Annotated in this window: 26 protein-coding genes; 18 read left to right on the forward strand and 8 right to left on the reverse strand. The window is 35.3% G+C overall.

The features are described 5' to 3' along the window. Positions 1–15: 15 nt before the first annotated feature. Together KIK00_RS06480 and KIK00_RS06485 are read left to right on the forward strand one after the other, a co-directional pair. On the forward strand, positions 16–1,698 hold the full coding sequence (locus KIK00_RS06480) for an APC family permease (RefSeq protein ID WP_255815738.1): 1,683 nt from the start codon (positions 16–18) through the stop codon (positions 1,696–1,698). 159 nt (positions 1,699–1,857) lie between these two features. Next, a complete protein-coding gene (locus KIK00_RS06485; RefSeq protein ID WP_255815739.1) occupies positions 1,858–2,202 on the forward strand; it encodes a DUF962 domain-containing protein in 345 nt (114 codons plus the stop codon). 193 nt (positions 2,203–2,395) lie between these two features. Here the strand turns inward: KIK00_RS06485 and KIK00_RS06490 are convergent, their stop codons facing one another. The 3 genes from KIK00_RS06490 to KIK00_RS06500 form a co-directional block, all read right to left on the reverse strand. Then, positions 2,396–2,860: a hypothetical protein gene (locus tag KIK00_RS06490; protein ID WP_255815741.1), complete on the reverse strand. Its 465-nt coding sequence runs from the start codon at positions 2,858–2,860 to the stop codon at positions 2,396–2,398. 25 nt (positions 2,861–2,885) lie between these two features. After that, on the reverse strand, positions 2,886–3,344 hold the full coding sequence (locus KIK00_RS06495; RefSeq protein ID WP_255815742.1) for a lipocalin family protein: 459 nt from the start codon (positions 3,342–3,344) through the stop codon (positions 2,886–2,888). 123 nt (positions 3,345–3,467) lie between these two features. Beyond that, entirely contained in the window at positions 3,468–5,477 is a 2,010-nt protein-coding gene (locus KIK00_RS06500) for a hypothetical protein (RefSeq protein ID WP_370647737.1), read from the reverse strand. A 159-nt stretch (positions 5,478–5,636) separates the two neighbouring features. On the opposite strand from KIK00_RS06500, the gene KIK00_RS06505 reads away from it, so the two are divergent. Further along, the gene (locus KIK00_RS06505; protein WP_255815744.1) at positions 5,637–6,251 is read left to right on the forward strand and encodes a DUF4377 domain-containing protein; all 615 of its coding nucleotides are present in this window, start codon (positions 5,637–5,639) and stop codon (positions 6,249–6,251) included. 155 nt (positions 6,252–6,406) lie between these two features. Here the strand turns inward: KIK00_RS06505 and KIK00_RS06510 are convergent, their stop codons facing one another. Then, positions 6,407–7,345 carry an SPFH domain-containing protein gene (locus KIK00_RS06510; protein WP_255815745.1) on the reverse strand — a complete coding sequence of 313 codons (939 nt, stop codon included), beginning with the start codon at positions 7,343–7,345 and terminating at the stop codon, positions 6,407–6,409. Between the two features lie 194 nt (positions 7,346–7,539). Between KIK00_RS06510 and KIK00_RS06515 the strand changes: the two genes are divergently transcribed. From KIK00_RS06515 to KIK00_RS06540, 6 genes are all read left to right on the forward strand, one after another. Then, entirely contained in the window at positions 7,540–8,112 is a 573-nt protein-coding gene (locus tag KIK00_RS06515) for a Crp/Fnr family transcriptional regulator (protein ID WP_255815746.1), read from the forward strand. A 107-nt stretch (positions 8,113–8,219) separates the two neighbouring features. Further along, entirely contained in the window at positions 8,220–8,753 is a 534-nt protein-coding gene (locus tag KIK00_RS06520; protein ID WP_255815747.1) for a YceI family protein, read from the forward strand. 38 nt (positions 8,754–8,791) lie between these two features. Then, a complete protein-coding gene (locus KIK00_RS06525; protein ID WP_047377560.1) occupies positions 8,792–9,010 on the forward strand; it encodes a 4-oxalocrotonate tautomerase family protein in 219 nt (72 codons plus the stop codon). A 7-nt stretch (positions 9,011–9,017) separates the two neighbouring features. Then, positions 9,018–9,752, forward strand: coding sequence for an SDR family NAD(P)-dependent oxidoreductase (locus KIK00_RS06530; RefSeq protein WP_255815750.1), 735 nt, complete (start codon positions 9,018–9,020; stop codon positions 9,750–9,752). Further along, complete coding sequence (locus KIK00_RS06535; protein ID WP_255815751.1) at positions 9,749–10,201, forward strand: nuclear transport factor 2 family protein; 453 nt, start codon at positions 9,749–9,751, stop codon at positions 10,199–10,201. Before KIK00_RS06530 ends, KIK00_RS06535 begins: the two co-directional genes overlap by 4 nt. Positions 10,202–10,231: 30 nt before the next feature. Then, a complete protein-coding gene (locus tag KIK00_RS06540; protein WP_255815752.1) occupies positions 10,232–11,305 on the forward strand; it encodes a nitronate monooxygenase family protein in 1,074 nt (357 codons plus the stop codon). A 7-nt stretch (positions 11,306–11,312) separates the two neighbouring features. Here the strand turns inward: KIK00_RS06540 and KIK00_RS06545 are convergent, their stop codons facing one another. Beyond that, complete coding sequence (locus KIK00_RS06545) at positions 11,313–12,668, reverse strand: deoxyguanosinetriphosphate triphosphohydrolase (RefSeq protein WP_255816654.1); 1,356 nt, start codon at positions 12,666–12,668, stop codon at positions 11,313–11,315. A gap of 204 nt (positions 12,669–12,872) precedes the next feature. Between KIK00_RS06545 and KIK00_RS06550 the strand changes: the two genes are divergently transcribed. Continuing rightward, complete coding sequence (locus tag KIK00_RS06550) at positions 12,873–13,502, forward strand: bifunctional 2-polyprenyl-6-hydroxyphenol methylase/3-demethylubiquinol 3-O-methyltransferase UbiG (protein ID WP_255815753.1); 630 nt, start codon at positions 12,873–12,875, stop codon at positions 13,500–13,502. Positions 13,503–13,602: 100 nt separating this feature from the next. Then, on the forward strand, positions 13,603–14,337 hold the full coding sequence (locus KIK00_RS06555) for a DNA-formamidopyrimidine glycosylase family protein (protein ID WP_255815754.1): 735 nt from the start codon (positions 13,603–13,605) through the stop codon (positions 14,335–14,337). Positions 14,338–14,591: 254 nt separating this feature from the next. On the opposite strand, the gene KIK00_RS06560 is transcribed toward KIK00_RS06555, so the two are convergent. Continuing rightward, the gene (locus KIK00_RS06560; protein WP_255815755.1) at positions 14,592–15,314 is read right to left on the reverse strand and encodes a LytTR family DNA-binding domain-containing protein; all 723 of its coding nucleotides are present in this window, start codon (positions 15,312–15,314) and stop codon (positions 14,592–14,594) included. Then, the gene (locus tag KIK00_RS06565) at positions 15,314–16,390 is read right to left on the reverse strand and encodes a sensor histidine kinase (RefSeq protein WP_255815756.1); all 1,077 of its coding nucleotides are present in this window, start codon (positions 16,388–16,390) and stop codon (positions 15,314–15,316) included. Before KIK00_RS06565 ends, KIK00_RS06560 begins: the two co-directional genes overlap by 1 nt. A 192-nt stretch (positions 16,391–16,582) precedes the next feature. Between KIK00_RS06565 and KIK00_RS06570 the strand changes: the two genes are divergently transcribed. The 3 genes from KIK00_RS06570 to KIK00_RS06580 all read left to right on the forward strand — a co-directional run bounded on the left by KIK00_RS06570 (position 16,583) and on the right by KIK00_RS06580 (position 18,923). Further along, positions 16,583–17,011, forward strand: coding sequence for a hypothetical protein (locus KIK00_RS06570; RefSeq protein ID WP_255815757.1), 429 nt, complete (start codon positions 16,583–16,585; stop codon positions 17,009–17,011). A 7-nt stretch (positions 17,012–17,018) separates the two neighbouring features. Then, positions 17,019–17,990 (forward strand): DUF6268 family outer membrane beta-barrel protein, encoded by a 972-nt coding sequence (locus tag KIK00_RS06575; RefSeq protein WP_255815758.1) that lies wholly within the window; start codon positions 17,019–17,021, stop codon positions 17,988–17,990. Positions 17,991–18,266: 276 nt separating this feature from the next. Beyond that, positions 18,267–18,923, forward strand: a complete 657-nt coding sequence (locus KIK00_RS06580) for a glycosyltransferase family 32 protein (RefSeq protein ID WP_255815759.1) — start codon at positions 18,267–18,269, stop codon at positions 18,921–18,923. Here the strand turns inward: KIK00_RS06580 and KIK00_RS06585 are convergent. Next, a complete protein-coding gene (locus KIK00_RS06585) occupies positions 18,920–19,255 on the reverse strand; it encodes a multidrug efflux SMR transporter (RefSeq protein WP_255815760.1) in 336 nt (111 codons plus the stop codon). The two genes, KIK00_RS06580 and KIK00_RS06585, sit on opposite strands and share 4 nt — an antisense overlap. Positions 19,256–20,444: 1,189 nt before the next feature. Between KIK00_RS06585 and KIK00_RS06590 the strand changes: the two genes are divergently transcribed. The 4 genes from KIK00_RS06590 (at position 20,445) to KIK00_RS06605 (ending at position 23,570) form a co-directional block, all read left to right on the forward strand. Continuing rightward, positions 20,445–21,164 (forward strand): AAA family ATPase, encoded by a 720-nt coding sequence (locus KIK00_RS06590; protein ID WP_255815761.1) that lies wholly within the window; start codon positions 20,445–20,447, stop codon positions 21,162–21,164. Next, the gene (locus KIK00_RS06595; protein WP_255815762.1) at positions 21,161–21,907 is read left to right on the forward strand and encodes a YggS family pyridoxal phosphate-dependent enzyme; all 747 of its coding nucleotides are present in this window, start codon (positions 21,161–21,163) and stop codon (positions 21,905–21,907) included. Before KIK00_RS06590 ends, KIK00_RS06595 begins: the two co-directional genes overlap by 4 nt. 6 nt (positions 21,908–21,913) lie before the next feature. Further along, positions 21,914–22,336, forward strand: coding sequence for a hypothetical protein (locus tag KIK00_RS06600; RefSeq protein WP_255815763.1), 423 nt, complete (start codon positions 21,914–21,916; stop codon positions 22,334–22,336). Positions 22,337–22,784: 448 nt separating this feature from the next. Then, complete coding sequence (locus tag KIK00_RS06605) at positions 22,785–23,570, forward strand: hypothetical protein (RefSeq protein ID WP_255815764.1); 786 nt, start codon at positions 22,785–22,787, stop codon at positions 23,568–23,570. Positions 23,571–23,687: the final 117 nt, after the last annotated feature.

Raw genomic sequence — 23,687 nt, forward strand, 5'->3', positions numbered from 1 at the left:
AAATATAGTTATTGAATGAGTCAACTTTTTAGAAGAAAAATCTATTCAGATACAGATACTTCAACGGGACTTTTAAGAGTCTTAGGTGTGTGGGACATCGTATTTTTTGGTATTGCGGCGATTATCGGAGCTGGGAGTTTCAGCAGTTTAGGAGAAGCCGTTTTCAGAGGTGGTCCCGGTGTAATCCTTCTATATTTGATTTGTGGGTTTGCCTGTGGGTTTACTGCTTTATGCTATGCTGAATTTGCCAGCAGAATTCCTACTGCAGGTTCTGCCTATACCTATGCCTATGCCAGCTTTGGAGAACTGATTGCATGGATTATCGGCTGGGCACTGATTATGGAATATTCTTTTGGAAATATTTACGTAGCTTTTTCCTGGTCAGATTATTTCACGAGTTTCTTGGGACGCCTCGGAATGCATATTCCTGACTACCTTACCTGCAGCTATACAGAAGCAAGAAAAGCAGTTCAATATGGTTCAGAAAACAAAGAACTGCTAAACGCTTGGAAAACAGCACCATTAATTGGAAGTTTAAAATTTATTGTAGACATTCCGGCATTGGTTATTAACGGTTTAATTACATGGCTTTGTTATGTAGGAGTAAAGGAAAGCAAAAACTTTAACAACTCTCTGGTTATCTTAAAACTGGGAGTGATTGTACTAGTAATCCTTGTTGGAGTATCCTATGTCAGTATTGATAACTGGACTCCGGTAAGCCCTACAACAGGAACTCCTTCTTTTATGCCTAATGGTTTTGCAGGAGTAATGAGTGCAGTATCCGGAGTATTCTTTGCCTATATTGGATTTGATGCCTTAAGTGTACTATCTGAAGAAACTAAAGATCCACAGAAAACCTTACCAAAAGGAATGATCATCTCTCTTGTATTATGTACGGTAATCTATATTGCTTTAACATTGGTATTAACAGGAATGGTAGATTATAAAAAATTCGATGGTGTAGGAGATCCTCTTTCATTCATATTCGAAAAAACAAATGCCAATGTAGCTTGGATGGAGCTTGTCGTTTCCTTCGTTGCGATCGTAGCCATTACTACAGTATTATTGGTTTTCCAGATGGGACAGCCGAGAATCTGGTACGCAATGAGCCGTGATGGATTGATGCCTGCAAGATTTCAGAAGGTGCATCCTAAATATAAAACACCATCCTATGCAACTGTGGTTACCGGAATTGTAGTAGGTATTCCTATCCTGTTTACGGATAAAACATTTATCCTTGATTTTACGAGTATCGGGACTATTTTCGCGTTCGTATTGGTATGTGCAGGGGTACTTATGCTTCCTGCCAAAGAGAAAATCAAAGGTAGATTTCACCTTCCATATGTGAATGGCAAAATTATTTTCCCCGTTGTTTTCATTGGCAGTTTACTAGTTTTCTACAAGTGGCAGCCGGAGTTTTTTGACAATCTGATGAACTGGTCAGACCCTAACGAAGGAGAGTTCAGAGCCTCTATTTTCTTCTTTATTATCATCAATCTGATCTTATGTGTAGTAGCTTTTATCAAGAACTTATCACTGATTCCACTAGTTGGGTTAAGCTCATGTCTGTATCTTCTTACCGGAATGAGCCATGAAAACTGGTTCTGGTTCGGAATGTGGTTCCTGATCGGTATGGTTATTTATTTCTGCTATGGATACAAGAACAGTAAACTGGGAAAAGAATTAAAGAACAGCTAAGTAAGCAATAAATAAAATTGCGAAAAGGCAAAATGGCAAATAGGTTAAACCTGATGGAAAGACTGATTTGCGATTTTGCCTTTTTGTTTTTCTAAACATCTGATAAAAATCGGCAGAATTATTGCTTTAACTTCTATACAATCAACAAACTAGACTGCCATGACTGAAAGAATCAAAACATACAGAGAGTTTTATCAGTTTTATCTTACAGAACACAGTAAAACCGGAACCCGAATTTTTCATTTTATCGGAACGTTTCTCGTATTCTTCGTGATAGGATATGTTATCAGCTCCGGAAAAGAAAGATTTCTTTGGTACATCCCGATTGTAGGCTATGGATTTGCCTGGTTCAGTCATGCCGTGATTGAGAGAAATAAACCGGCAACTTTTAAGTATCCTTTATGGTCTCTTATCTCAGATTTCAGATTGTTTTTTGAATTATTAATCGGTAAACAAAAATTCTTTGGGGCTGGCAATCAGCCTCAGAAGCAGGAACAGCAGTAAAATATTTTTATAATCATCTGCTTAATTTGTTTTATTCTGTGAGAGACATTGAAGTTTAGATTCCTTGCTTTGCTCGGAATGACACAGGTACTGCTCAAATTTTATCAGAGATAAAAACCCTTAGCATATTAGCGCTTTTTCAACCGCTGCTTTTGAATTCTATTGAGGTTGCTTTACCTTCGGTTCGCAATGACTATAAATCAGTAGGATTTTGTTTGTCCTGATGAAACTTCTTTCCTATCAAATATCCCAATGAGGGCAAAATAAATGACAATACCACAGGAACTATTAGTGCCAAACCAGAACCATCAAGAATAACCGTTAACGGAAAAAGGTATCCGTTATAAACAAGAAGTGCCAGTGAAAAAAGGAAACTGTCACTGTTACTTGTAGAAAGAATATTGAAGTTGCTTCCAAACTGATCAAATAAACCGGAGCAAATAAATAAAAACACATTCACAAAAAACATCCACAGAACAGTTCTGTATATCATTCCTTTTTTTGCATTCAGATATCCTGAAAAGATAAGAAAGAGGGATAGGATTCCGGAAACCGTATAATCCAGACCGGACAATGCAACCTCACTTCCGGTTTTTCCAAAGAAATACATGGCATACAATACCAAATTTACAAGATAAATTATCGTTACGTAATTCATACATCAAAAAGTTTTGTGTTTACGATCAGTATTGTTTTTCAAGTATATCGTAGTGAATGGTGTTTACTATTTTCTCAGCAAGAGCATCTCCATCTACTTTTTTCTGTTTAGGGATATAACTTGAAAAGGTTATTGTATTATCTTTGTTCATTGTTACTTCCACTTCTTCAAGGATATTTTTATCATCTACATAAAACTGAATTCTGTTTTCTACAATTCTCCAAAAAGAAAGTCTTGGTTCAGATGGACTGCAGTCCCCTGTATTTCCTTCTACATAATTATAAATAGCAAAACCATCTTCTCTGATGGCATAATTTCTCATCAGGCGGCAGTTATCGAATTCTTTTACTACTTTCTTCTTATCTTCATAAAATCCGGCTTCTTTCAGTTTCCAGAATCCTGTAACATTTTCTTTGGTTAATTTTTGAGCATTCATCAGAGATGAAACTGCTATAAAAGAAGCAAGACAAAATATCTTACACATAAATAAATCTATATTTTTTTGATAATTTTTAAACGGATACACTGTAATAAAAGTTTCAGCGGGCGGCTCCGCCGCCCGCTGAAACTTTAAACCTTAAACTTTAAATTTTGAACTTTAAAGATACTATTTGAATTTTTTCTTAAAACTGAACTTAAGCCTATTCATCAGACCTGGTTCTATAATATCAATTCCCAGTCCGAAATTGCTGTCGGCAATGGTATGATGATCTGTCCTGAACTGTTCAAATTCACTTTGTGGAATTTCAATATTAATGAGAGGATTGTATTCAATAAATACACTTGCCCCATTCTTATTTATTTTTTTACGGCTTTTATAATCAAAATATGGATTGGCAATGGTGCTTTCCTGAACAGTATATTTTTCTTCAGTATCAATTTTATGATCCGTATGCAGGTTGATCTCATATTTCTCACTGTCAAAGTTATGCCAGAACGGTAAATCTTTATGCATAAAATCCCGTGCACTTGCCTTTATTACATTTCGGTCAAAGTACATCAGAAAACGGTTTTTCTGTGGATCTACAAAATAAGGACTCTCTACGACAGCAGAATATTGAATCTTGACTTCATTCAGTCTTTTATCATCGCTTACCACATCAATAGCTGCATCTTTGAATACATTTCGTACATCCGTACCATTTCTGTCACCGGAATAATTAAGTGCATAGAAAAGGAAACTGTTCCAGCTGTCTATGATTTCTCTTTTGTTGGTACTTTTAAAATACCTTCTCATGGCATTGGCTCTGCTTCCTTTGTAAGTAGTGGACAGAGTAAGCTTTCCGACAGTCCCCTGTACATTGAAATCTACTTTTTCGTCAATGCAGAAATAAGGGAATTTATAAGGCTTTCTTACCTGCAGTTCCTGATCTTTTTTCACTTCCAGATAATGCATAAAGTACATGAATCCTCTGTTCTCGATCAGACCAAATTCATCACGGATCGTGGCATCAATGAAATATTCCTGACCTTTGTAATTCACTTTTACCACAACATGATTGAAACTTAACAATGACGGAAGGTAATATTTGATATAATAATCTGTATTGAAATTCACCAGTACAACGGAAGCATCCACACCTATATAATCAAGAATCACTTTTAACAAAACTGATTTCGCTTTACAATCTCCCTGCTTATTTTCATAGGTTACAGACGGTGCCTGTGGCTTATGCCCATTCATTTCATCAGCATTGAAGATATAGTAGATATGATTCTGAACATATTCTATGGCAAACTGAAGCTTTTCATCCTGATCAGCAATAGCATCCAGCTTTTCTATCAGGTTCGGAGCAAAATCCTGTAAGGAAGAGGTATTGAAAATCTCATCATAAATAGGCACTATATAGTTGGAAAGATCTTTCCAGCTGCTTTCAGTAGCAAAATCCACATAAGGGAAAATCTCTCGTCCGGAATCTACAGGATTGATATAATTCTGTTCTTCAATTACAAACCGCTCCCCTTTTTTCAAATGATTTACCTGTGGCTCAAGAACGTTACCCTGTTCATCTCTGAAAAAAGTTTTTTTGTAGGCAATTGTCTGCTCGCGCTCATTGATGAACGTAAATTTAAAACTGCCATAAGCCCAATAATTATCCGGACTTACCCATACATATTTTGAGAATTCCTTTCTTAGGAAATCCCGGTCTGTAAATTCTTTAATTCTTGAATCTTCTAAAATCAGTACATCATACAGTCTGAGGTCTTTAATAGTAATGTTGATTTTTTTATTACTGCTTAAAACACCTCCGCTGCTCTGGTTTTCACTGTCAAGAACTTTAATATTCGTATCCGGAATTTTGTCTATCAGCACCCCGTCTCTCAAAACACTGATCCTGTGAATCTGATAGACTTCATTTTCCTCCACAATAACATCAGACACGGAAGCTCTCTCCAGATTTCCCGGCTCGTTCAGCGTATAAGCCATACAGACATATTCGCTGTTTTCCGTATTGCTGGTATAATATTTTTTGTCTAAAAAGTAGCAGTAGTCACGGCCTTCATCAATTTGTCTTTTGGCAAATTCGGAGTCTTTGATTCGGCTTATTATTTCCTCATCCCCGATATTTCCTGCCCACATTTCAGGTTTTTGAATCCTGTAATTTTCAACTTGCATTTGATTATCCATATTTATTATAAGAATTATGTTTTGGTTAGTGTCTTAAGAAATTCAAATTAAATGATTAAAAAAATAAAAAGCAATAGCAGAAGTACTACAAATTCTGGAAAGCCAAGTTCGGCATGGTAATTGTGAGGTATGGGGAAAATCAAGTTTATGAAAAGTATAGCAACAATTCTAAAAGGGGCAGCTCCCGCATTAGCATTATTCGCAATGACGCAATGTACAACCACAGCCAATGCATCCGCAGGTGATGAAGCTACCTTCATCGTAGGACCACAAACAGCAGACTGTACAGGTGTAGCTCCTATGAAATGTCTGCAGGTAAAAGAAAACGCTTCCGGAGACTGGACTAATTTCTACAGCAATATTGAAGGATTTACTTATGAACCGGGATATGAATATGTTTTAAAAGTAAAAACTGAAAAAATTACCAATCCACCAGCTGATGGATCATCTATAAAATACACTTTGGTAAAGCAGGTTTCTAAAACGAAGAAAACTGAAATGACGGCTAATGAAAAAACAATTATCGTAGGGCCACAAACTGTAGACTGTTCTGCAGGAGCAGGGCGTATGAAGTGTATGCAGGTAAAAGAGAATGCTTCTGAGAGCTGGACGAATTTCTACAGCAATATTGAAGGTTTCACCTATGAGCCGGGTTACGAATATGTTTTAAAAGTAAAAACTGAAAAAATTGCGAACCCGCCGGCAGATGCTTCTTCAATCAAATACACACTGATAGAACAAATTTCTAAAACGAAGAAATAATAAAAAAAGCTCCTGAAATTTTCAGGAGCTTTTTTTATTATTTACGATGGAAGTGGGAAGAATGAAGCCCGAAGTTACTTTGGTCAACTGGGAAAAGTCAACAAATGATTCATCTTTGTACTTTTATTTCTCTCTTCCTTGTACCTTCTCTTTATTTAAAATCCAGCTTCTTTTTGAGGAGGATCAGGATATTTTCCTTTTGTAACCTCTCCTACGGTATTCGCAGTAGTCATAGCTACTACAAGATCATTCAGCATCCCACTTGCTGCAGTAGGCGAATTGGGAAGAAGTACAAGGTTACTTCTGCTGCTCGCTCCTACCGAATGTAATGTATCATAATGCTGTGTTACCACAATAAGCGCTGATGCTTCATGAGAATTGATGTCTACATTATTCAACATTCTCACAGACTCTTCAAGCCCTTTTGCAATTTCTCTTCTTTGGTCGGCAATCCCCTGCCCTTGTAGTTTTTTAGATTCCGCTTCTGCTTTTGCTACAGCTACAATTCTGATTCTTTGTGCTTCAGATTCATATTCTGCAGCCGTTTTTTCTCTTTCTGCAGCATTGATTCTGTTCATGGCATGTTTTACCTGTTCATCAGGATCAATATCAGTTACCAAAGCTTTGATAATGTCATAGCCATAGCTGTTCATAGCTTCCTGAAGCTCACCTTTCACTGCAATCGCAACATCATCTTTTCTTACAAAAACATCATCCAGTTTCAACTTTGGAACTTCTGCTCTTACCACATCAAAAACAAATGAAGTAATTTGATTTTCAGGATTTTCCAGACGATAGTAAGCATCTCCTACCTGGCTTCTGATTACCTGATACTGAACGGAAATTTTCATTTTGATGAAAACATTGTCTAATGTTTTTGTATCAATCATTACATCCAGCTGCTGAATTCTCAAATTCAGTCTTTTAGCAATCTGATCTATGATTGGCAGCTTAAGGTGAAGGCCGGAATGTTTTACAGCCCGAAATTTCCCAAATCTTTCAATAATAGCCGCTGTTTCCTGCTTAACCACAAAGAATGAAGCGAACAAAATAATAAGCCCAAAGAAAATAACGGGCGCTAAATATATTCCCATAGTTTTAATTTTTTTAATGTGTCGTTATAAATCCTGTTTTGTTAAAAGCATTTCTATCTGTGTTGTTTAAATATAAGAAAAATAAATAGAAGCCTTATAATATAACCCACTGGAAATCAAGCACAGGAATTATTGATTGTTTTTAAATTAAAATTATCCTGAAAAAACTTACTTTTGAATATTCATTGCATATCATGGCCAATTCTAAAGAAATACTAAAGGATCACATCTCTAAATTCACTTCTATTACTGAAGAACAACTTGACTATGTTTTTGAACATTTTAATCTGATTACTTTAAAAAAAGGGCAAAGCCTGATCTCGGAAGGTGATTTTGTGAACCATGAATATTTTGTTCTGGAAGGTTGTTTGAAAGCATTTTATCTTAATGACAGTATGAAAATGTTCATCCTCCAGTTTGCTATGCCTACATGGTGGGTGACAGATTTTGATGCACTGTACAATAAAACAAGGGCAACCATCAATGTAGACTGTATCACAAATGCTACAATTCTGGCTATTTCCAACGAAGACAGGGAAAAAATCTGCAGTGAAATTCATGAGGTTGAACATTTTTTCCGATGGAGAACCAACAAAGGTTATGTAGCTGCGCAAAAACGTCTGCTTTCTTTCATGAATAATGATGCTAAGTTTCGTTATCAGGAGCTTTTATCTATGTATCCTCAGTTATACAATCTGGTTCCGAAACACCTCATCGCTTCTTATCTTGGAGTAACCAGAGAAACGCTGAGCAGACTTCATCAATAATTATCATCTTTAAAACCGTTTTTCCTCGCTTGTATTTTGTGAGGTACATCACGTAAGTTTTACTTCCGATCGGCTGAACTTTGTGTCAATATTTAAACCCAATAAAAATGGACACAAAAAATTTTAAAGTCAATAAAGAAAATAGTACCATCAACTGGGTCGGAAGAAAAGTAACCGGCGCTCACAATGGTACAATTGGTGTAAAAGAAGGAAACTTTATATTCGGAGAGGGAAAACCTATATCTGGAAAATTTACTATTGATACCCGCAGTATCAAAATCCTTGATATTGAGGATGCAGAAACCAATGCACAGTTTGCCAATCATCTGGCTTCTGATGATTTTTTTGATTCTGAACAGTTTCCTGAAGCTTATTTCGAGATCACTCATGCAGAACCTGGTAATGAAAATCTTTACTATGTAAAAGGATATCTTACCATAAAAGGCATTACTCATTCTATCGATACGAGTCTACGTATCGTAAAAACAGATAATACTGCTGTTTTAGATACTAAAATAGTGATTGACAGAACGAAATTCAACATCAAATTCAGGTCTTCTAATTTCTTTACCAATCTTGGCGACACATTGATCTATAACAATTTTGATCTCAATATTCATCTTATTGCTGAAGCTTACTAGTGTAATTCAACTATCAATAATCTTAAAAATTTACCATCATGCCATTCATAAAAGTAGATGTGCTTCGCGAAGATCTTAACCGCGAAACAAAACAACAGTTAATCAGAAAAATAAGTGAAGCTGTAACTTCAGTTTTGAACAAAGATCCTCATTTAACCCATATTGTCATCAATGAAATTGAGGATGATAACTGGGGATACGCCGGAGAACAGGTTTCAGTGTTAAAAGAACAGGGATTTTCAACAGAAAAAAAATAAATCAGCAATGAAAAAACAAACCGTAATCATAACAGGGGCCTCTTCAGGAATAGGATTGGAAACAGCCCGTTATTTCTTAGACAGAGGTGATAATGTAATCATCAATTCACAAACAGCATCCAAATTAGAGCAAGTTTACAATGAACTGGGAGCAGGAGAAAATCTGGCAATGGTTTCCGGAAGTATATCAGAGAAATCAACGGGAGAAGCGTTGGTAAAAACAGCAATTGAAAGATTTGGATCAATCGACGTTCTTGTCAACAATGCCGGAATTTACGAAAACAAACCATTTTTAGAGGTTACAGAAGACTATCTGGACCGTTTTTTAGCAACGAATCTGAAAGGAACATTCTTCACAACGCAGGCTGTTATTCCTCAGATGATTAAACAAAAAGACGGAGTGGTTATCAATGTGGGAACCCCACTAGTATACCATGCGATTGCGGAATCTCCCTCTACTGCGCCTATTTCGAGTAAAGGAGCTATTCATGCACTGACTTTACAGCTGGCTGCAGAATTTGGAAAAGATAATATCAGGGTCAATACGGTTGCTCCCGGATTAATCAGAACTCCAATGCATGCTGCAGACGTTGATAATAATGCGGGAATACATTTGATCAACCGTATTGGAGAGCCGGAAGAAGTTGCTCAGATGATTCATGCGATTGCTAAGAACAAATTAATTTCCGGAGCTATCATCAATGTAGACGGAGGAATGGGAGCCGGACATCATTTATCATGAAACTATTATTAATCATTGCATGGCTGTTCTGCCTTCCGTTGAACGGCCATGCACAAAATATAAAGAGTATGAAAACCAACCAAACACCAGAAGCTGAAATAAGAAATATCACAGAGAATTATTATTTCAAAGGGATTTATGAAGGGAATACTGAACTTCTTACAAAAGCTTTTTATAAAGGAGCTTTACTCTTTGGAGATGTAGATGGAGTTCCCTATTTCAAAACTGCAGAACAATATATTGAAGGAGTTGGAAACCGTGTAAGTCCGGAGAAATCCGGAAAGAGATTTAAAGCTGAAATTATATCAATTGATGTCATTAATTCAATTGCTGTCGCAAAACTAAACGTAAGAATGTATGATTTTAATTATTATAATTTTATAACTTTCAATCATATAGACGGGAAATGGCTGATCGTTAACAAGACATTGATCAACGTACACCCTTAATTCAAATTTTTAATTAAAACCGATACAATCATGTGGAATAAAAATAGAATTACGGAATTATTGGGAATTGAATATCCTATTCTACAAGGTCCTTTTGGCGGAGGGCTTTCTACCGTTGAACTCACAACAACAGTGAGTAATCTTGGCGGATTGGGAGGTTTTGGAGCATATACCTTGTTACCTCGGGAAATATATGATATTCACAGAGAAATACAATCGAAAACAGACAAACCCTACAATCTTAATCTTTGGGTAAATGATCACGACATCATTAGCGAAGAGCATACAAAAAAACAATATCAAAAGGCTGTTGAAATTTTTAAACCTTATTTTAATCTTTTAAACACAGATATACCTCCACTTCCCCCCTCTTTTGAATCGAGATTCCAGAATCAGCTAAATGTTATTTTTGATATTAAGCCTAAAGTTTTCAGCTTTATGTTCGGATTGCTTAGTGAAAACCTCATCGAAGAACTTCATCGTCAGGGAACTGTTGTATTGGGAAATGCAACAACGCTGGATGAGGCGATTGTTCTGGAAAAAACGGGAGTGGACGCTATTGTAGCTTCCGGTTTTGAAAGTGGTGGCCACAGACCTTCGTTTCTGGATCAGGCTGAACTTTCTACAACGGGAACTTTTGCATTGATTCAACTGATAAAGGATCGTGTAAAAATTCCCATTGTTGCGGCTGGAGGAATTGCTAACGGCCATGGAATTGCCGGCGCTTTCAAGCTGGGAGCTGATGCTGTACAAATCGGAACCGCTTTTCTGGCTACTGAAGAATCCGGAGCGCTACCCATTCATAAAGAGTTTTTATTTTCCGACGCAGCAAAATCCACTACTTTAACCAGAGCTTATACCGGAAGATTAGGACGCGGAATTACTACAAGAATTGCAAGAGATGTATTGGCTGCAACTGATAAGACACTGCCGTTTCCTTTACAAACGCATTTTATGGGAGCATTGAGAAAGGCTGCTTTGGAACAACAAAAGAATGATCTGGTATTCTTCTGGGCAGGGCAGATCGCCCCGCTTTTAAAACATAAAAAAGCCTCCACTTTAATGAAATCATTAATCGAAGAGGCTTCTGTATTATTACAATAAGTAGAATTTACACGGTCATTCCGATGTCTATTCCTTTAATTTTTCTATATAAATCGGTAGCGTAATTGTCCGTCATCCCTGAAACGAAATCAACGACCCCAAGAACTTTCTGATAATCGGTACCGTCATTGTAAATAAATTGCTTTGGAATTAATTTCAAAGCTTTTTCGTCATAAGATTTTCTTTGGTTATCCGGCTTCAGAATGGAAGGAATAAAATGATCCAGCAGCTCATACATTACGTTGTAGCCTGCATTTTCAATTTCAACAACTGCTTTGTGATTGTAAATTTTTTCTACCGAGAAACTTTCAATATCCTGCAGTGCTTTATTTTCTTTTTTATAGATATCAAGTAAGCCATTACCAAGATTTCCTTCAAGAATCGTTTCAAAGTTATGCTTATACATTTCAATCGATTTGTTGATTAAGGCATTGATTACCTTTGCTCTTAAATAAGAAATCTGTTCGTTTTCGTTGGAGATAGAACTTAGCTTTGTTTCAATTCTCTGAACATCATTTGTTTCAGATTTTACCAGTTCAAAAAATAAATTTTTACAGTCTGCTGTTGAAACAATTCCCAATCTGTGGGCATCTTCCATATCAATGATGTTGTAGCAGATGTCATCAGCTGCTTCTACCAGCCATACAAAAGGGTGTCTTTTGAAAATATGAGGTTCTTCACTTTCAGAAATAAGCTGCGTTCCTTTGGCAATTTCCAGAAATATATCTTTTTCATTCTGGAAAAACCCGAATTTCTTTCTGTGAATGATTCCTTTTTTCTTTGCTACAGCCTCACAAGGATATTTTGCAATGCTTGCCAGCGTGGAGAACGTCAGCTGAATACCTCCGGCATCTTTTCCCTGCTGCTGCTGTGCCAGAACTCTGATGGCATTGGCATTTCCTTCAAAATTAACCAGATCCGCCCACTCCTTTTCATTGAATTTTGACTTCAGATCTTTTTCATTTCTTTCAAAATAGCTTGCAATGGCATCTTCCCCGGAATGACCGAAAGCAGGATTTCCCACATCATGACATAAACATGCGGCTGCAATTACGTTTCCTAGATTATAGAGGTAAAAATTCTTTGAATCTTCAGTAAGTTCGTTTTTAAAATCTTCAGCAATAAATTCACCGATAATACTACCTAAACTTCTTCCTACAGATGATACTTCCAGAGAATGCGTAAGCCTGTTGTGTACAAAAACACTTCCGGGAAGAGGAAAAACCTGCGTTTTATTCTGCAGTCTTCTGAACGCAGAAGAAAAGATAATTCTGTCGAAATCTCTTTGAAAATCAGTTCGTGAAGCCTTAGTCTGTGGATTATTTCCTGTACGTTGATTGGTGAAAATCTGGTTTAAATTCATCATTTTTCAAAATTACTCCAAATTTTAATTGTATGGAATAGTATTTAGATTTTTATTAAACAGATCTGTCATTCAAAAAATCTATAATAGTGAACGTTTTTTAGGGATCGGAAAACTTGAGGAAATATTCTACATTTGATACGACTAATACAACTGAAGAATACTTATGATTCTTCTTCATGTAAATTTTAAATTCTTTATATAATGACGGACAACACATGGCTCAACAGATGGGACGAAAGGTATAGCAGCGAAGAGTTTGCGTATGGAACAGAGCCCAACAATTATCTGAGAGAGCAGCTTGGTAAATTACAACCAGGCAAAATACTTTTCCCCGCAGAAGGTGAAGGCCGAAATGCCGTTTTCGCAGCAGCAAAGGGATGGCAGGTTTCAGCTTTCGATATCAGCGCCAATGGCAAAAACAAGGCTTTACAGCTTGCAGAGCAACTGGGAACCACGATTGATTATCAGGTTGGAGAACTTTCAACTTTAAATTATCACAAAGAACAGTTTGACGCTATTGCTCTTATCTATGCTCATTTTCCGGGTGCTGTTAAATCATCCATACATCAAATGCTGAATCAATATCTGCGTAAAGGCGGTTTTATTATTTTTGAAGCTTTCAGTAAAAATCATCTTGAATATATTGCAAAGAACGAAAAAGTAGGCGGTCCAAAGGATATTGAATCTTTATTTTCTATTGAAGAGATCAAAGCTGATTTTCCTGATTATGATATTATTGAATTAAGAGAAACAGAAATAGAACTCAATGAAGGATTATTCCACAATGGAACAGGTTCTGTAATCCGATTTGTCGGCCAAAAACTGTCCTGAGTGGAGTAACAGTTGTTTTAAAAAGGTATGTTTGAGATAAAGCTTCAGATTTTATAAAGTAATGGAATGCTATTTGAATCTTTATCTCAAAATCAATGTTATGCCTGAAGGTCCATCCATCATATTAATGAAAGAAAACCTGCAGCCATTTGCGGGGCAGCAAATCACAGAGATTTCAGGAAATGCCAAATTTGAAAAAGATTCTTTTATTGGCCAGACTCTTCTCGAAATCCGTACTTTTGGAAAACAGACTTATCTCGTTTTTGAAAAAGCAGCCATCCGTATTCATTTATTAATGTTCGGCTCTTACAGTATTGATGAACAGACCAAACCGGATAAAAGTTTGCGGTTAGCCTTGTTTTTCTCAACAGGAAGCATCTATTTTTATACCTGCTCGGTAAAATCCGTAGATCTTGATTTTCTCACTACAATTGATTGGGAAGCTGACGTAATGAACGATCAGTGGAGCCCTAAGAAAACTGAAGAGAAGCTGAAATCAAATCCTAAAATGATGGTTTGTGATGCATTGATGAATCAGGACATTTTTTCAGGTGTAGGAAATATTATTAAAAATGAAGTGCTTTTCAGGATTGGAGTGCAGCCTGAAAGTCTGGTCGGTAATCTCCCTCTTAAAAAAAGAAAGGAACTTATTACTGAGGCCAGAAATTACAGTTTTGATTTTCTGAATTGGAAAAGAGAATTTGTCTTGAAAAAACATTGGTTGGTTCATACCAAATCTGTATGTCCTGTATGTGGTCAGAAGCTGATCAAGAAACAAACAGGTAAAGGAAAAAGGAGGAGTTTCTACTGTGAAAAAGATCAGAAGCTTTATTAAAATAAATGATGCTTTTAACTTTTGACTAAAGCCGTTGAAAGGTTTATTTAAAAGACTGCCTTGCACCATTTGGCTTTTATCATTCTGATGAAAGAAGAATCTTACTGTTAGTCAACATGAGATTCTACATTACATTTCATTCGTTCAGAATGACAACTTTGATACATTTTTCCCCACAGATTTTCACAGATGGATATATATATTTCCTGAGCCTGATTATTATTACTCATTGCTGATTACCCATTACTCATCTATTAATCCGAGTTGAGGAGTCCACCGGCAAATTTTGTAAAAAATTCTGATCTATATACTTCTCCAAGAGGGATTTCGGAGTCTTCGATGTATATATTATGATTATCAAATGAATCTATATAGTTCATATTCACTACGTAGGATTTGCTCACCCTGATGAAGGTTTCACCGGAAATTTTCTGATGAATGGTTTTTAAATTCATTGCAGTGATAAGCTTTTGCTGCTTTGTATGAATGACTACATAGTCTTTAAGCCCTTCTATAAACTTAATGTCTGAAAAACTGATTTTATAGAACCTTCGTTCTGCTTTGATGAATAAAAAGTCTGCAGTATTGGATTCTACAGTATTTTTTACAGTGTCTTTGGATAAAAGTTCGGTGTAAAGTATCGCTTTATCAATTGCTTTTTCCAATCTTTGAGGATCAACAGGCTTCAGAAGATAATCAACAGCTTCCAGCTCGTAGCTCTTCAGTGCATACTGAGAATAGGCTGTTGTAAAGATGATCAGGGATTTTTTCGGAAGCATTTCCGCGAACTCAAGACCTGTTACCATAGGCATTTCTATATCAAGAAAAATAAGGTCTACATCATTATCTTTAAGAAACTCGAGTGCAGACGGAGCATTGGAAAATTCGCCAAGGATATCAATACTGGAAATTTCAGCAATCAGAGATCTCATTTCGGATCTTGCCAAAGGTTCATCATCAACTATAATACAATTCATCACACGGGAATTTTTAAATTTACAATATATTCTTTTTCACCGGATTCTATCTTCAGGGCAAAAGTATCACTATAAAGAAGTTCCAGTCTTCTGGTAATATTGGCAAGCCCAAGCCCGCTGTTTTTACTGTCTGAAACTACATAACCGGCACTCCTTGAATTAGCACACCTGAAATAAAGCTGTTTATTCTCAATATTAATTTCCACTTTCACATAAGACTCTCCTCCACTGAGATCTACACTGTGCTTTACAGCATTTTCTACGAAAGTAGTAAACAGATTTGGTGGAATAAATGTGCTGCTGGTCATTCTTTTATCAACATCGGTATGAATATCAAAAGAGAAATTATCACGTCTTATTTTTTCAAGGTTTAAAAAGTTGGACAGGAAATCAATTTCTGAGGTCAGTAACGTTTTTTCTTCACTGTTTTCATACAGCTGATATCTCAGAAACTCGGAAAGTTTTACAATCACCACCGAAGCTTTTGCCGGATCTGTTCTGATGAGTGCTTTTACATTATTGAGCATATTAAACAGAAAATGGGGATTAATCTGGTTTCTGAGCTCATTCAACTCCATATTCAGCGTAAGAGTACTCAGCTCATTGATTCTTTTATTATCATTGATCCATTTTTGTAGAAGTTTTATGGTTGTCGTTGTCAGAATAATCGGAATACACATCAGAACGCCTTCATAGATTCCTCCCCTTTCATTATCTTTCGGAATGTACTGTGTTCTGAAGTCCTCAAAAAGGTATCTGAAACTGTACCCAATAAAATTAAGCCCTACAACTCCCATCAGAATAAGCAGCACAAGGTAGGTAAGGTATTTTGTTTTAAAGAAAAACCGTGGAACCAATACATATATATTAATGTAAACCATTGCAATCAGAATAATATACACAAAGAACAAAACATAGTACTGATATATTCCTGAATACCAATGCCAGAACCTCGCACTGTACAGTAAAAAGAAAAAGAAAATCAGAAACAGCAGATGCCTTCGGATCCCATACTTCGCTTCCACCAAAAAATCCATTACAAAGGTTTCTTCAAATTTCTGCGGACTGTATTTCATAGGATAGGCTCATTTTATCATTAACAAAAATAGACAATAACGGAAATTACAACTATTTTATTATACAAAACCTGCATTTTATTATACCAATTATGATGTTCCGGGATTTGGTATAAAATACCAGCCATTTTGTATAAAAACAAATTGACGCGGCCCTTTTCTCTATTCCTTTGTACTGTAAAATGAACACATATGGAATTAACAGCTTTTCACGAACTAACTCAGGAAATATCATTGGAATGTTTCTTTATGACAGACTCTCAACAGGAAGAAAAAGTAATACAGATCATTGATTTACACCATTTTGTAGAATGTTTTGAACCGAAAATGAAAATTCTCAGCTATCTCCATCATCCTATTAATATTGTGGAACATAATGGAGATCAAAAAGGAATTCTGTTTTGTGATCTCAAGCATTCTACCGTGCCTGACAGCAATGTTTCTGAAGAGTTCAGAAGAAGATACGGACTTTCGGAACTCTGGTTTGTTTTTGTAGAGGAAACATTTGTACCGGATACGGCCGGCTACACTGATGCAATTATTGAAAACAGTCTGGATATTTTCTATGACAGGATTTTTACATTTAATTTTTTTCAATCTGTAATTCAACCTTTAAAATAAACAACCCATGAAAACATTGAGAAGAATGCTTGTCCCACTCGCAATCCTCCCTTTTAAAAACATTACATATGCCCAGAAAAAGGATAGTATTCCTTTGAAGGTTCGTGCTTTTTTTGCTGATAAAATTCCGCAGGCACGAAACTTTAATCTTGAATATACCCTGGTTTCTCCATCCTCTTTCTCTTCACAGCTTCAGGGAAAGGATCTGCCGGACAATAAGGTGAAAAGCTTTCAGCAGTTAAAAGCGGATGCCAATATTTATTTTATCAAAAACAGGAGTTGGCTTTTGAGTACTGCCTTGAGCTACCGTTACACTTCGATCAGAAATGAAAATCCTGTTATCCCCGGAATTGAAGCTGACGAAAATTTCCACTATCATTCGGAAGCCATCAATCTGACTTATTTTTCAAGATTGCTCAAAAAGACAGCCATCTACTCAGCCAGTATTTCAACGGATGGAAGTGATCAGCATTTTGAACGAATCAGAGGATTGATAACTGCTTCATTGATTTTAAAAGCAACTCCAAAAATAAAAATGACTCTTGGGCTGGCTGGTATTATTGATCCCAGTACCCAAATACCTGTACTTCCTATCTTCACTTATGAAAACAGATTTAATAACGGATGGGTATTGGATGTTCTGCTTCCGAAAAAAGTACTGGTAAGAAAAGATATTTCTTCAAATGGAAGAGTTTCATTGGGGACGGAAATGGACAACACTTCTTTTTACACCTACAGAAAGAATAATACGTATGAATTCCGGCAGGTTGCTCTCAATTCAGGGGTGATCTATGAGCATAATCTTGGGGGAAATTTCATAGGAACTTTTAAAACAGGGCTTAGAGCCAATATTAATTCCAGGGCTTTTAATAAACAGGAGTCTTTTAATGATTATATATGGAAAGGAACTTATAAACCTTCATTCTATTTCAATGCCGGAATTTCTTATAATCCTTTTGAAAGACGAAGAGCAAAATAAACTAAACAAAGTCATTCTCAGCCTTGTTTAGTTTTAATTTTTACAATATCTGAACTTATTATCAATATTCCCAGACCAGAATATTAAAAAAAAATTAAAATTTTCGCTCTTCAGCATTTAACCATTCTCACAAAATACAATCAAAACCTCAGCTAAACATAAGCTGTTTCATATTCAGGGATTGTAGCTCTCTCCTTCATGAAAAATCTTAATTAGTGTATGCACATAGTTGATGAAAAATGATCTCAGGATTTTAATAAGAATATACTAAAGAATATGGCAGTACCCAAACAAATATTTCAGACTTTTATAACTAAAAAACTTCCTCTGATTACGCGTTATCATATCTGGAATATGAAAAGAAAGAATCCGGAATATAAGTATTACTTTTATGATGATCAGGATATAGAAAATTTTCTCGAAGAAGAATTCTCTCCCCAATATATTGAAACTTATCGCAAGCTAAGGATTGGTGCTGCAAAAGCTGATTTTTTCAGATATGCTGTTTTATATAAGAAAGGAGGTGTATATCTGGATGTTGACAGTAGTATTATCAAGCCATTCAGAAAATTGATTAAAGATAATGATGAAGCTGTAATCAGTGTAGAAAGACATGAAAATCTGTATGTTCAATGGGCACTTATTTTCAATAAAAATCATCCTTTTCTAAAGAAAACACTGGAATTGATGATTGATAATATAAACAGCCACCGCTATCCACATGATATACATTCTACTACAGGACCTACTGTATTCAGTAATGGAATCAGACAGTCATTAGAAGAAAATCCGACAATTCCCTTTACATTATTTGACGGTATTGAGTTTCGCGGATATTTAAAGTTCAAATATAAACTGGGAAAATTTTTCTTATACAAAACAAGATCTAAACACTGGAAACAGATGCAAAAGCATCAGGAGATTATTTTTTAATGCGTTCCCATTTTTGAAAATACATTAATAATAATCACCCCGATTACAATCAGAGCAATACCAATAATAGCTGGAAGATCAGGAATCTGCCTGAAGGCGATAACCCCAATCATTGTTATAAAGACAATTCCCACTCCGGACCAGATTGCATAGGTAATCCCTACAGGAATCTGACGAAGGGTAAGACTTAGAAAATAAAAAGCACAGGCATATCCTATGACTGTCACTACGGATGGCCATAGTTTGGAGAATTCTTCAGATTTTTTCAGGAAACTCGTAGCGATGATCTCAAATACAATAGCTAAAGCAAGAAAAATATAACTGCGTCCCATAAATTTATTCTTTGTACAAAAGTAATAAAGCACTCAGGTAATTCCAAAAAAGAATAACGGCGAAATTCTCTGTTTATCCAAAGAAAGCAGATGGTTCTCTGTCTTCACTACGCTGTGAAAATCTCAGTTTTTTAAACCATTAATCATATGATTATACTTCTCACACGCATTTAAGTTATCTTAAGTGCTTTATTTTTAGCTACATTCAACATTTCAAAAGCTTTAAAAAGTATGCCATTATGCAAACTTATTGTTCTGATCTGACACAAAAATCAATATTTCTCCACGTCATGAAATGTGACAGCTGACAAAAATTCCGAATGAAAAACAAGGCTAAAAATAAATTTTCTTAACATTAAAATCCTTTTCGCGTGAAAAATTTACATTCAAAAAAAGCGGTTTAAAACAATATTATGCCAAGCATTATTTATTATTTGTTTTATCAACTCCAATATAGAAGTCAAGAAACGGTTAACGTTTTCACATAATTTTACAGAGAGAATAATAAAAGTATTAATAAATTTTCAATAATGCATTAATTTAATGTAAACAAAAATTCATCAATAAATGAACATCAACAACCGTAATACACTGATATACATCATGAAGTTTTACTTTGGCACGTGATTTGAAAGTAGTAATATTGCAATTGAAAGATTGATAAAAAAAAGTCAAATAATTAAAAATAATACAAAATGGTAACTTATATCGGTATCGTAACAGGTTTAGTAGTAATCACTTCATATTTCATGACAGTAAGAAGAGAAAGAAACTAATTCTAATTAAAACAAGCCTATAGAAAATCTATACTAATTATATTGTTTTATGTTTTTAGTCTGAGAGATCGGATTGCTCTTTTACCATCGGGTAAAAGGGCCCAAAAACATAAACAAAAAGATCTTAGTTTCATAACAAATTTTAATATCCAAATGAGAAAAGCCGGCCGCAAGTCTGGCTTTTCTTTTTTTATTAAGGTGTTCTGTAAAAACAAAAATTGTTTATTGTCCACAGATTGTTTAGGAATATTTTTCATGTTGTTATAAATTGTTTTCTAATGCGAATTTCCATTCATAATTTATAGCTCATCATTCATTTTACGCTGGACCAGATGTTTATTATTATTCAGGATTCTTTTTAACATTCAATAAAACTTTATCTTTGTTTATCCAATAATTATTTTATCGTCATCATGAATCTGTACAATCTTATTATCCAGGATAAGGAACAAGTCAACCTTAATGAAGTATTTCTAGATAAAAACAACAGGGAACATCTTGTGCAGCTTATCAAGGAACACAATTATATTAAAGAGCTGCAGGAATACGGTCTTCCGGTTAATAATAAGATTTTACTTCAGGGAAGTTCGGGATGCGGAAAAACAATGACAGCAAAAGCCATTGCCAATGCCCTGGGAAAAAATATTATTATTTTAAATCTTAGTAATATTGTTTCGTCCCGCATCGGAGAAACTTCCCAGAATATTAAAATGATTTTTGATAAGGCCGCCAGAGAAAGATCTGTCCTTTTTCTTGATGAACTGGATCAGATAGGAAAAGCAAGAGGCAGTGATGATAAGGATGTGGGCGAAATGAGAAGACTGGTGAACACCTTGATTCAATTGATTGATTATTACCCTGAGAATTCTCTTTTAATCTGTGCTACCAATCATCCTGAGATTATTGACACCGCTCTTTTAAGACGCTTCCAGCTAAAGATTAATTATGAAATGTCCTCTGCTGAGATCCTGGATACATTCTACGATCAATTACTAAATCAGTTTCCGGAAGAAATGAGAACCGTTGAAAGAAAATACACTGTTTCTTTTGCTGAAGCTAAGGATTATGCTTTAACGGCTGTAAAAGCCGCATTAATTAAAAAACTGGAAGCCAAAGAAACCATCCCATCATGAAAGATGACATTCTCCACAATCTCACCACCATCAATAACCGGATAAAAAATGCCTGTGAACAATCCGGAAGAAATATTGATGAAGTTAAGTTATTACTGGCCACTAAAACAGTTTCTGCAGAACGAATTAAAGTTGCTCTGGAAAATGGCCAAATCTTAATTGCAGAAAACAAGGTGCAGGAATTAAAGGAGAAGTACGATGATTTAAAAGATATACCTCATAACAATCATTTTATAGGCCATCTTCAGACCAATAAAATCAAAGATATTCTGAAATATGATGTTACCTGCGTTCAGTCTATGGATCGTCTGGAACTTGCTGAAAAGCTTCATCAGAGACTTTTAGCTGAAAACAGGACAATGGATGTTTTAATTCAGGTGAATACTTCCAATGAAGAGAGTAAATTTGGAGTTGATCCCAATGAAGCGGTTGGACTTATCCGAAAGATTTCTCACTACTCTACTTTGAAAATAAAGGGCTTGATGACCATTGGTCTGTTCAGTGCTGAAACCGAGAAAGTAAGAGCATGTTTTAAAATCCTTAAAAATCTTCAACAGGACATCATTCGTGAAAACATTCCGAATGTGGAGATGAAAGAACTGTCTATGGGAATGAGCGGAGATCTGGAAACAGCCATTGAAGAAGGAGCTACCATTGTACGGGTGGGAACAGCTGTTTTTGGGGCCAGAATCTACCCGGACAGCTATTATTGGAATGAAGGAAAAACAAATAACCAAGCTTAAAACTATATGTTCCCATTTACTTATACTTTTGAAAAAGAAATCACAAAAGATAAAACTTCTGATAATGTAATTTATACAGCACGTGATATACTTAGAGAGAAAAAAGTTCAAAATATTCTTTACGGACCGGGATTTGTTTCTTTCAATGAGGGTTTTCTTAAAGAAAGATCCAATTGGGACTATTTGTCTTTAATTGATGACGGAAAATTCACCTATAATGAAAAAAGCAAAATACTCACTTACAAAGTCAGGCTATGGAAGTTAAACTTATTTGCACTTGCATTTCTTATTATTACACTGATTTATTTTGAAGGTTTCTTTGGAAAACTGCTTCCTCTTTTTGGACTTATCATCAATCATTTATTTTGTTATTTTGGAAGCCAGGGATTAGTTGAAGAAGTTACTCATAAAGTTAACTATCTTTCATAATTTAGTCCTATTAATCGGGTATTGATCTATCCTAAAAGTCTAATCTAGCACCTTAATGAACCCCTTTCTATCACTCTACAAATCCGGTATACTTTTTGATGTAAAACTTTCATAACCAAACAAATGCGTTTATGAATAAAAAATTACTATCGGTCTGTCTATTTATGACAGTATTATTCTTTTTTTCATGTGAAAAAGAAAACACACAGATGAAAAGTGGAATTTCAATTGAAACTATTTCAATTATAACCTGCGTAACTATGGGCGTAGCCATTTTGCTTGCCTATAGCTTTAAAAGAAGGTAAAGGAATATGACAAAATAATAGAACACCTCTCAATTTTGGGAGGTGGTTTTATTTTAATAAAGGAAAACCTTTTTATTTCAAATAAATGATTGTATTTCCGTTGAAATCTAATAAATTACACCATTCTTTCTTACTGTAACCCTATGAAAACTCCCTTACTGGTAATTCTTTCTCTCATAATTTTTAGTTGTGCCCAAAAGAACGAAAAAAAATTCGAGCAGATCTCCGATTATCCGAAAATTAAGGATTCTTCATTGTTTATCAAAAATCTTCGGCAGACTTTTGATCTTACAATTAATGAAAGCCCTGAACAGGAGGAAGGCGAAAAAATAACAGCATTCAAAAAGGTAAAAATAAATGGTTCGGATCAGGATTATTATTTTATTGAATATGACTGGAAAACGGGTCCCACTGCAGGATATCCCTGGAAAAACCAAATATTATTAACGTCCGAAGGAAAGCTTGTCAAAATTTTGTTTGCCCAACGATATGAATTTATAAAAATCTTTCCCAAACAAAATCCTTTTTTACTGGCAACATTAGTAACAGGCCATGGAAATGGAGGCCATGAAATTTACAAAGTAACAGCAGATTCTTTAGTAAATATCTATGATGGTAATGTCAAAACTTATGATACTGATGAGGACAACAGAGTTTATGAACCTCATGAGTTACAATTAAAAATAAAAGATTATAATAACGATGGATTCAATGATATTGCTTTCACAGGAAAAATCGTATTGATCCAGGGACGAGCACCAGATGGGTTTTGGTATGACAACACAACCATAAATGGCAGGCAGGTCAAATATTCTGTTGAGAATCCTTTCAAAAAGTTTCCTGTAGAATATATTTTTCTTTATAATCAAAAAACAGGACATTTTAAAGCAAAAGGAGATTATAGAGAGAAATATAAGTTATTTGATTAATAGAGCATAATTGGCTTTGTGTAATTTGAGGTTGCTTCTCTTTTCTCGCAATGACTATAGATGAATAAAAACAAAAAATCCCTATCATCACTGAAAGGGATTTTTATATTTAAAAAA

It is taken from the genome of Chryseobacterium sp. MA9 (genome assembly GCF_024399315.1).
Classification (GTDB): domain Bacteria; phylum Bacteroidota; class Bacteroidia; order Flavobacteriales; family Weeksellaceae; genus Chryseobacterium.

Coding starts and splice junctions, on each gene's coding strand:
- KIK00_RS06480 (WP_255815738.1), top strand. CDS start 16: ATGAGTCAACTTTTTAGAAGAAAAATCTATTCAGATACAGATACTTCA.
- KIK00_RS06485 (WP_255815739.1), top strand. CDS start 1,858: ATGACTGAAAGAATCAAAACATACAGAGAGTTTTATCAGTTTTATCTT.
- KIK00_RS06490 (WP_255815741.1), bottom strand. CDS start 2,860: ATGAATTACGTAACGATAATTTATCTTGTAAATTTGGTATTGTATGCC.
- KIK00_RS06495 (WP_255815742.1), bottom strand. CDS start 3,344: ATGTGTAAGATATTTTGTCTTGCTTCTTTTATAGCAGTTTCATCTCTG.
- KIK00_RS06500 (WP_370647737.1), bottom strand. CDS start 5,477: ATGCAAGTTGAAAATTACAGGATTCAAAAACCTGAAATGTGGGCAGGA.
- KIK00_RS06505 (WP_255815744.1), top strand. CDS start 5,637: ATGAAAAGTATAGCAACAATTCTAAAAGGGGCAGCTCCCGCATTAGCA.
- KIK00_RS06510 (WP_255815745.1), bottom strand. CDS start 7,345: ATGGGAATATATTTAGCGCCCGTTATTTTCTTTGGGCTTATTATTTTG.
- KIK00_RS06515 (WP_255815746.1), top strand. CDS start 7,540: ATGGCCAATTCTAAAGAAATACTAAAGGATCACATCTCTAAATTCACT.
- KIK00_RS06520 (WP_255815747.1), top strand. CDS start 8,220: ATGGACACAAAAAATTTTAAAGTCAATAAAGAAAATAGTACCATCAAC.
- KIK00_RS06525 (WP_047377560.1), top strand. CDS start 8,792: ATGCCATTCATAAAAGTAGATGTGCTTCGCGAAGATCTTAACCGCGAA.
- KIK00_RS06530 (WP_255815750.1), top strand. CDS start 9,018: ATGAAAAAACAAACCGTAATCATAACAGGGGCCTCTTCAGGAATAGGA.
- KIK00_RS06535 (WP_255815751.1), top strand. CDS start 9,749: ATGAAACTATTATTAATCATTGCATGGCTGTTCTGCCTTCCGTTGAAC.
- KIK00_RS06540 (WP_255815752.1), top strand. CDS start 10,232: ATGTGGAATAAAAATAGAATTACGGAATTATTGGGAATTGAATATCCT.
- KIK00_RS06545 (WP_255816654.1), bottom strand. CDS start 12,668: ATGAATTTAAACCAGATTTTCACCAATCAACGTACAGGAAATAATCCA.
- KIK00_RS06550 (WP_255815753.1), top strand. CDS start 12,873: ATGACGGACAACACATGGCTCAACAGATGGGACGAAAGGTATAGCAGC.
- KIK00_RS06555 (WP_255815754.1), top strand. CDS start 13,603: ATGCCTGAAGGTCCATCCATCATATTAATGAAAGAAAACCTGCAGCCA.
- KIK00_RS06560 (WP_255815755.1), bottom strand. CDS start 15,314: ATGAATTGTATTATAGTTGATGATGAACCTTTGGCAAGATCCGAAATG.
- KIK00_RS06565 (WP_255815756.1), bottom strand. CDS start 16,390: ATGAAATACAGTCCGCAGAAATTTGAAGAAACCTTTGTAATGGATTTT.
- KIK00_RS06570 (WP_255815757.1), top strand. CDS start 16,583: ATGGAATTAACAGCTTTTCACGAACTAACTCAGGAAATATCATTGGAA.
- KIK00_RS06575 (WP_255815758.1), top strand. CDS start 17,019: ATGAAAACATTGAGAAGAATGCTTGTCCCACTCGCAATCCTCCCTTTT.
- KIK00_RS06580 (WP_255815759.1), top strand. CDS start 18,267: ATGGCAGTACCCAAACAAATATTTCAGACTTTTATAACTAAAAAACTT.
- KIK00_RS06585 (WP_255815760.1), bottom strand. CDS start 19,255: ATGGGACGCAGTTATATTTTTCTTGCTTTAGCTATTGTATTTGAGATC.
- KIK00_RS06590 (WP_255815761.1), top strand. CDS start 20,445: ATGAATCTGTACAATCTTATTATCCAGGATAAGGAACAAGTCAACCTT.
- KIK00_RS06595 (WP_255815762.1), top strand. CDS start 21,161: ATGAAAGATGACATTCTCCACAATCTCACCACCATCAATAACCGGATA.
- KIK00_RS06600 (WP_255815763.1), top strand. CDS start 21,914: ATGTTCCCATTTACTTATACTTTTGAAAAAGAAATCACAAAAGATAAA.
- KIK00_RS06605 (WP_255815764.1), top strand. CDS start 22,785: ATGAAAACTCCCTTACTGGTAATTCTTTCTCTCATAATTTTTAGTTGT.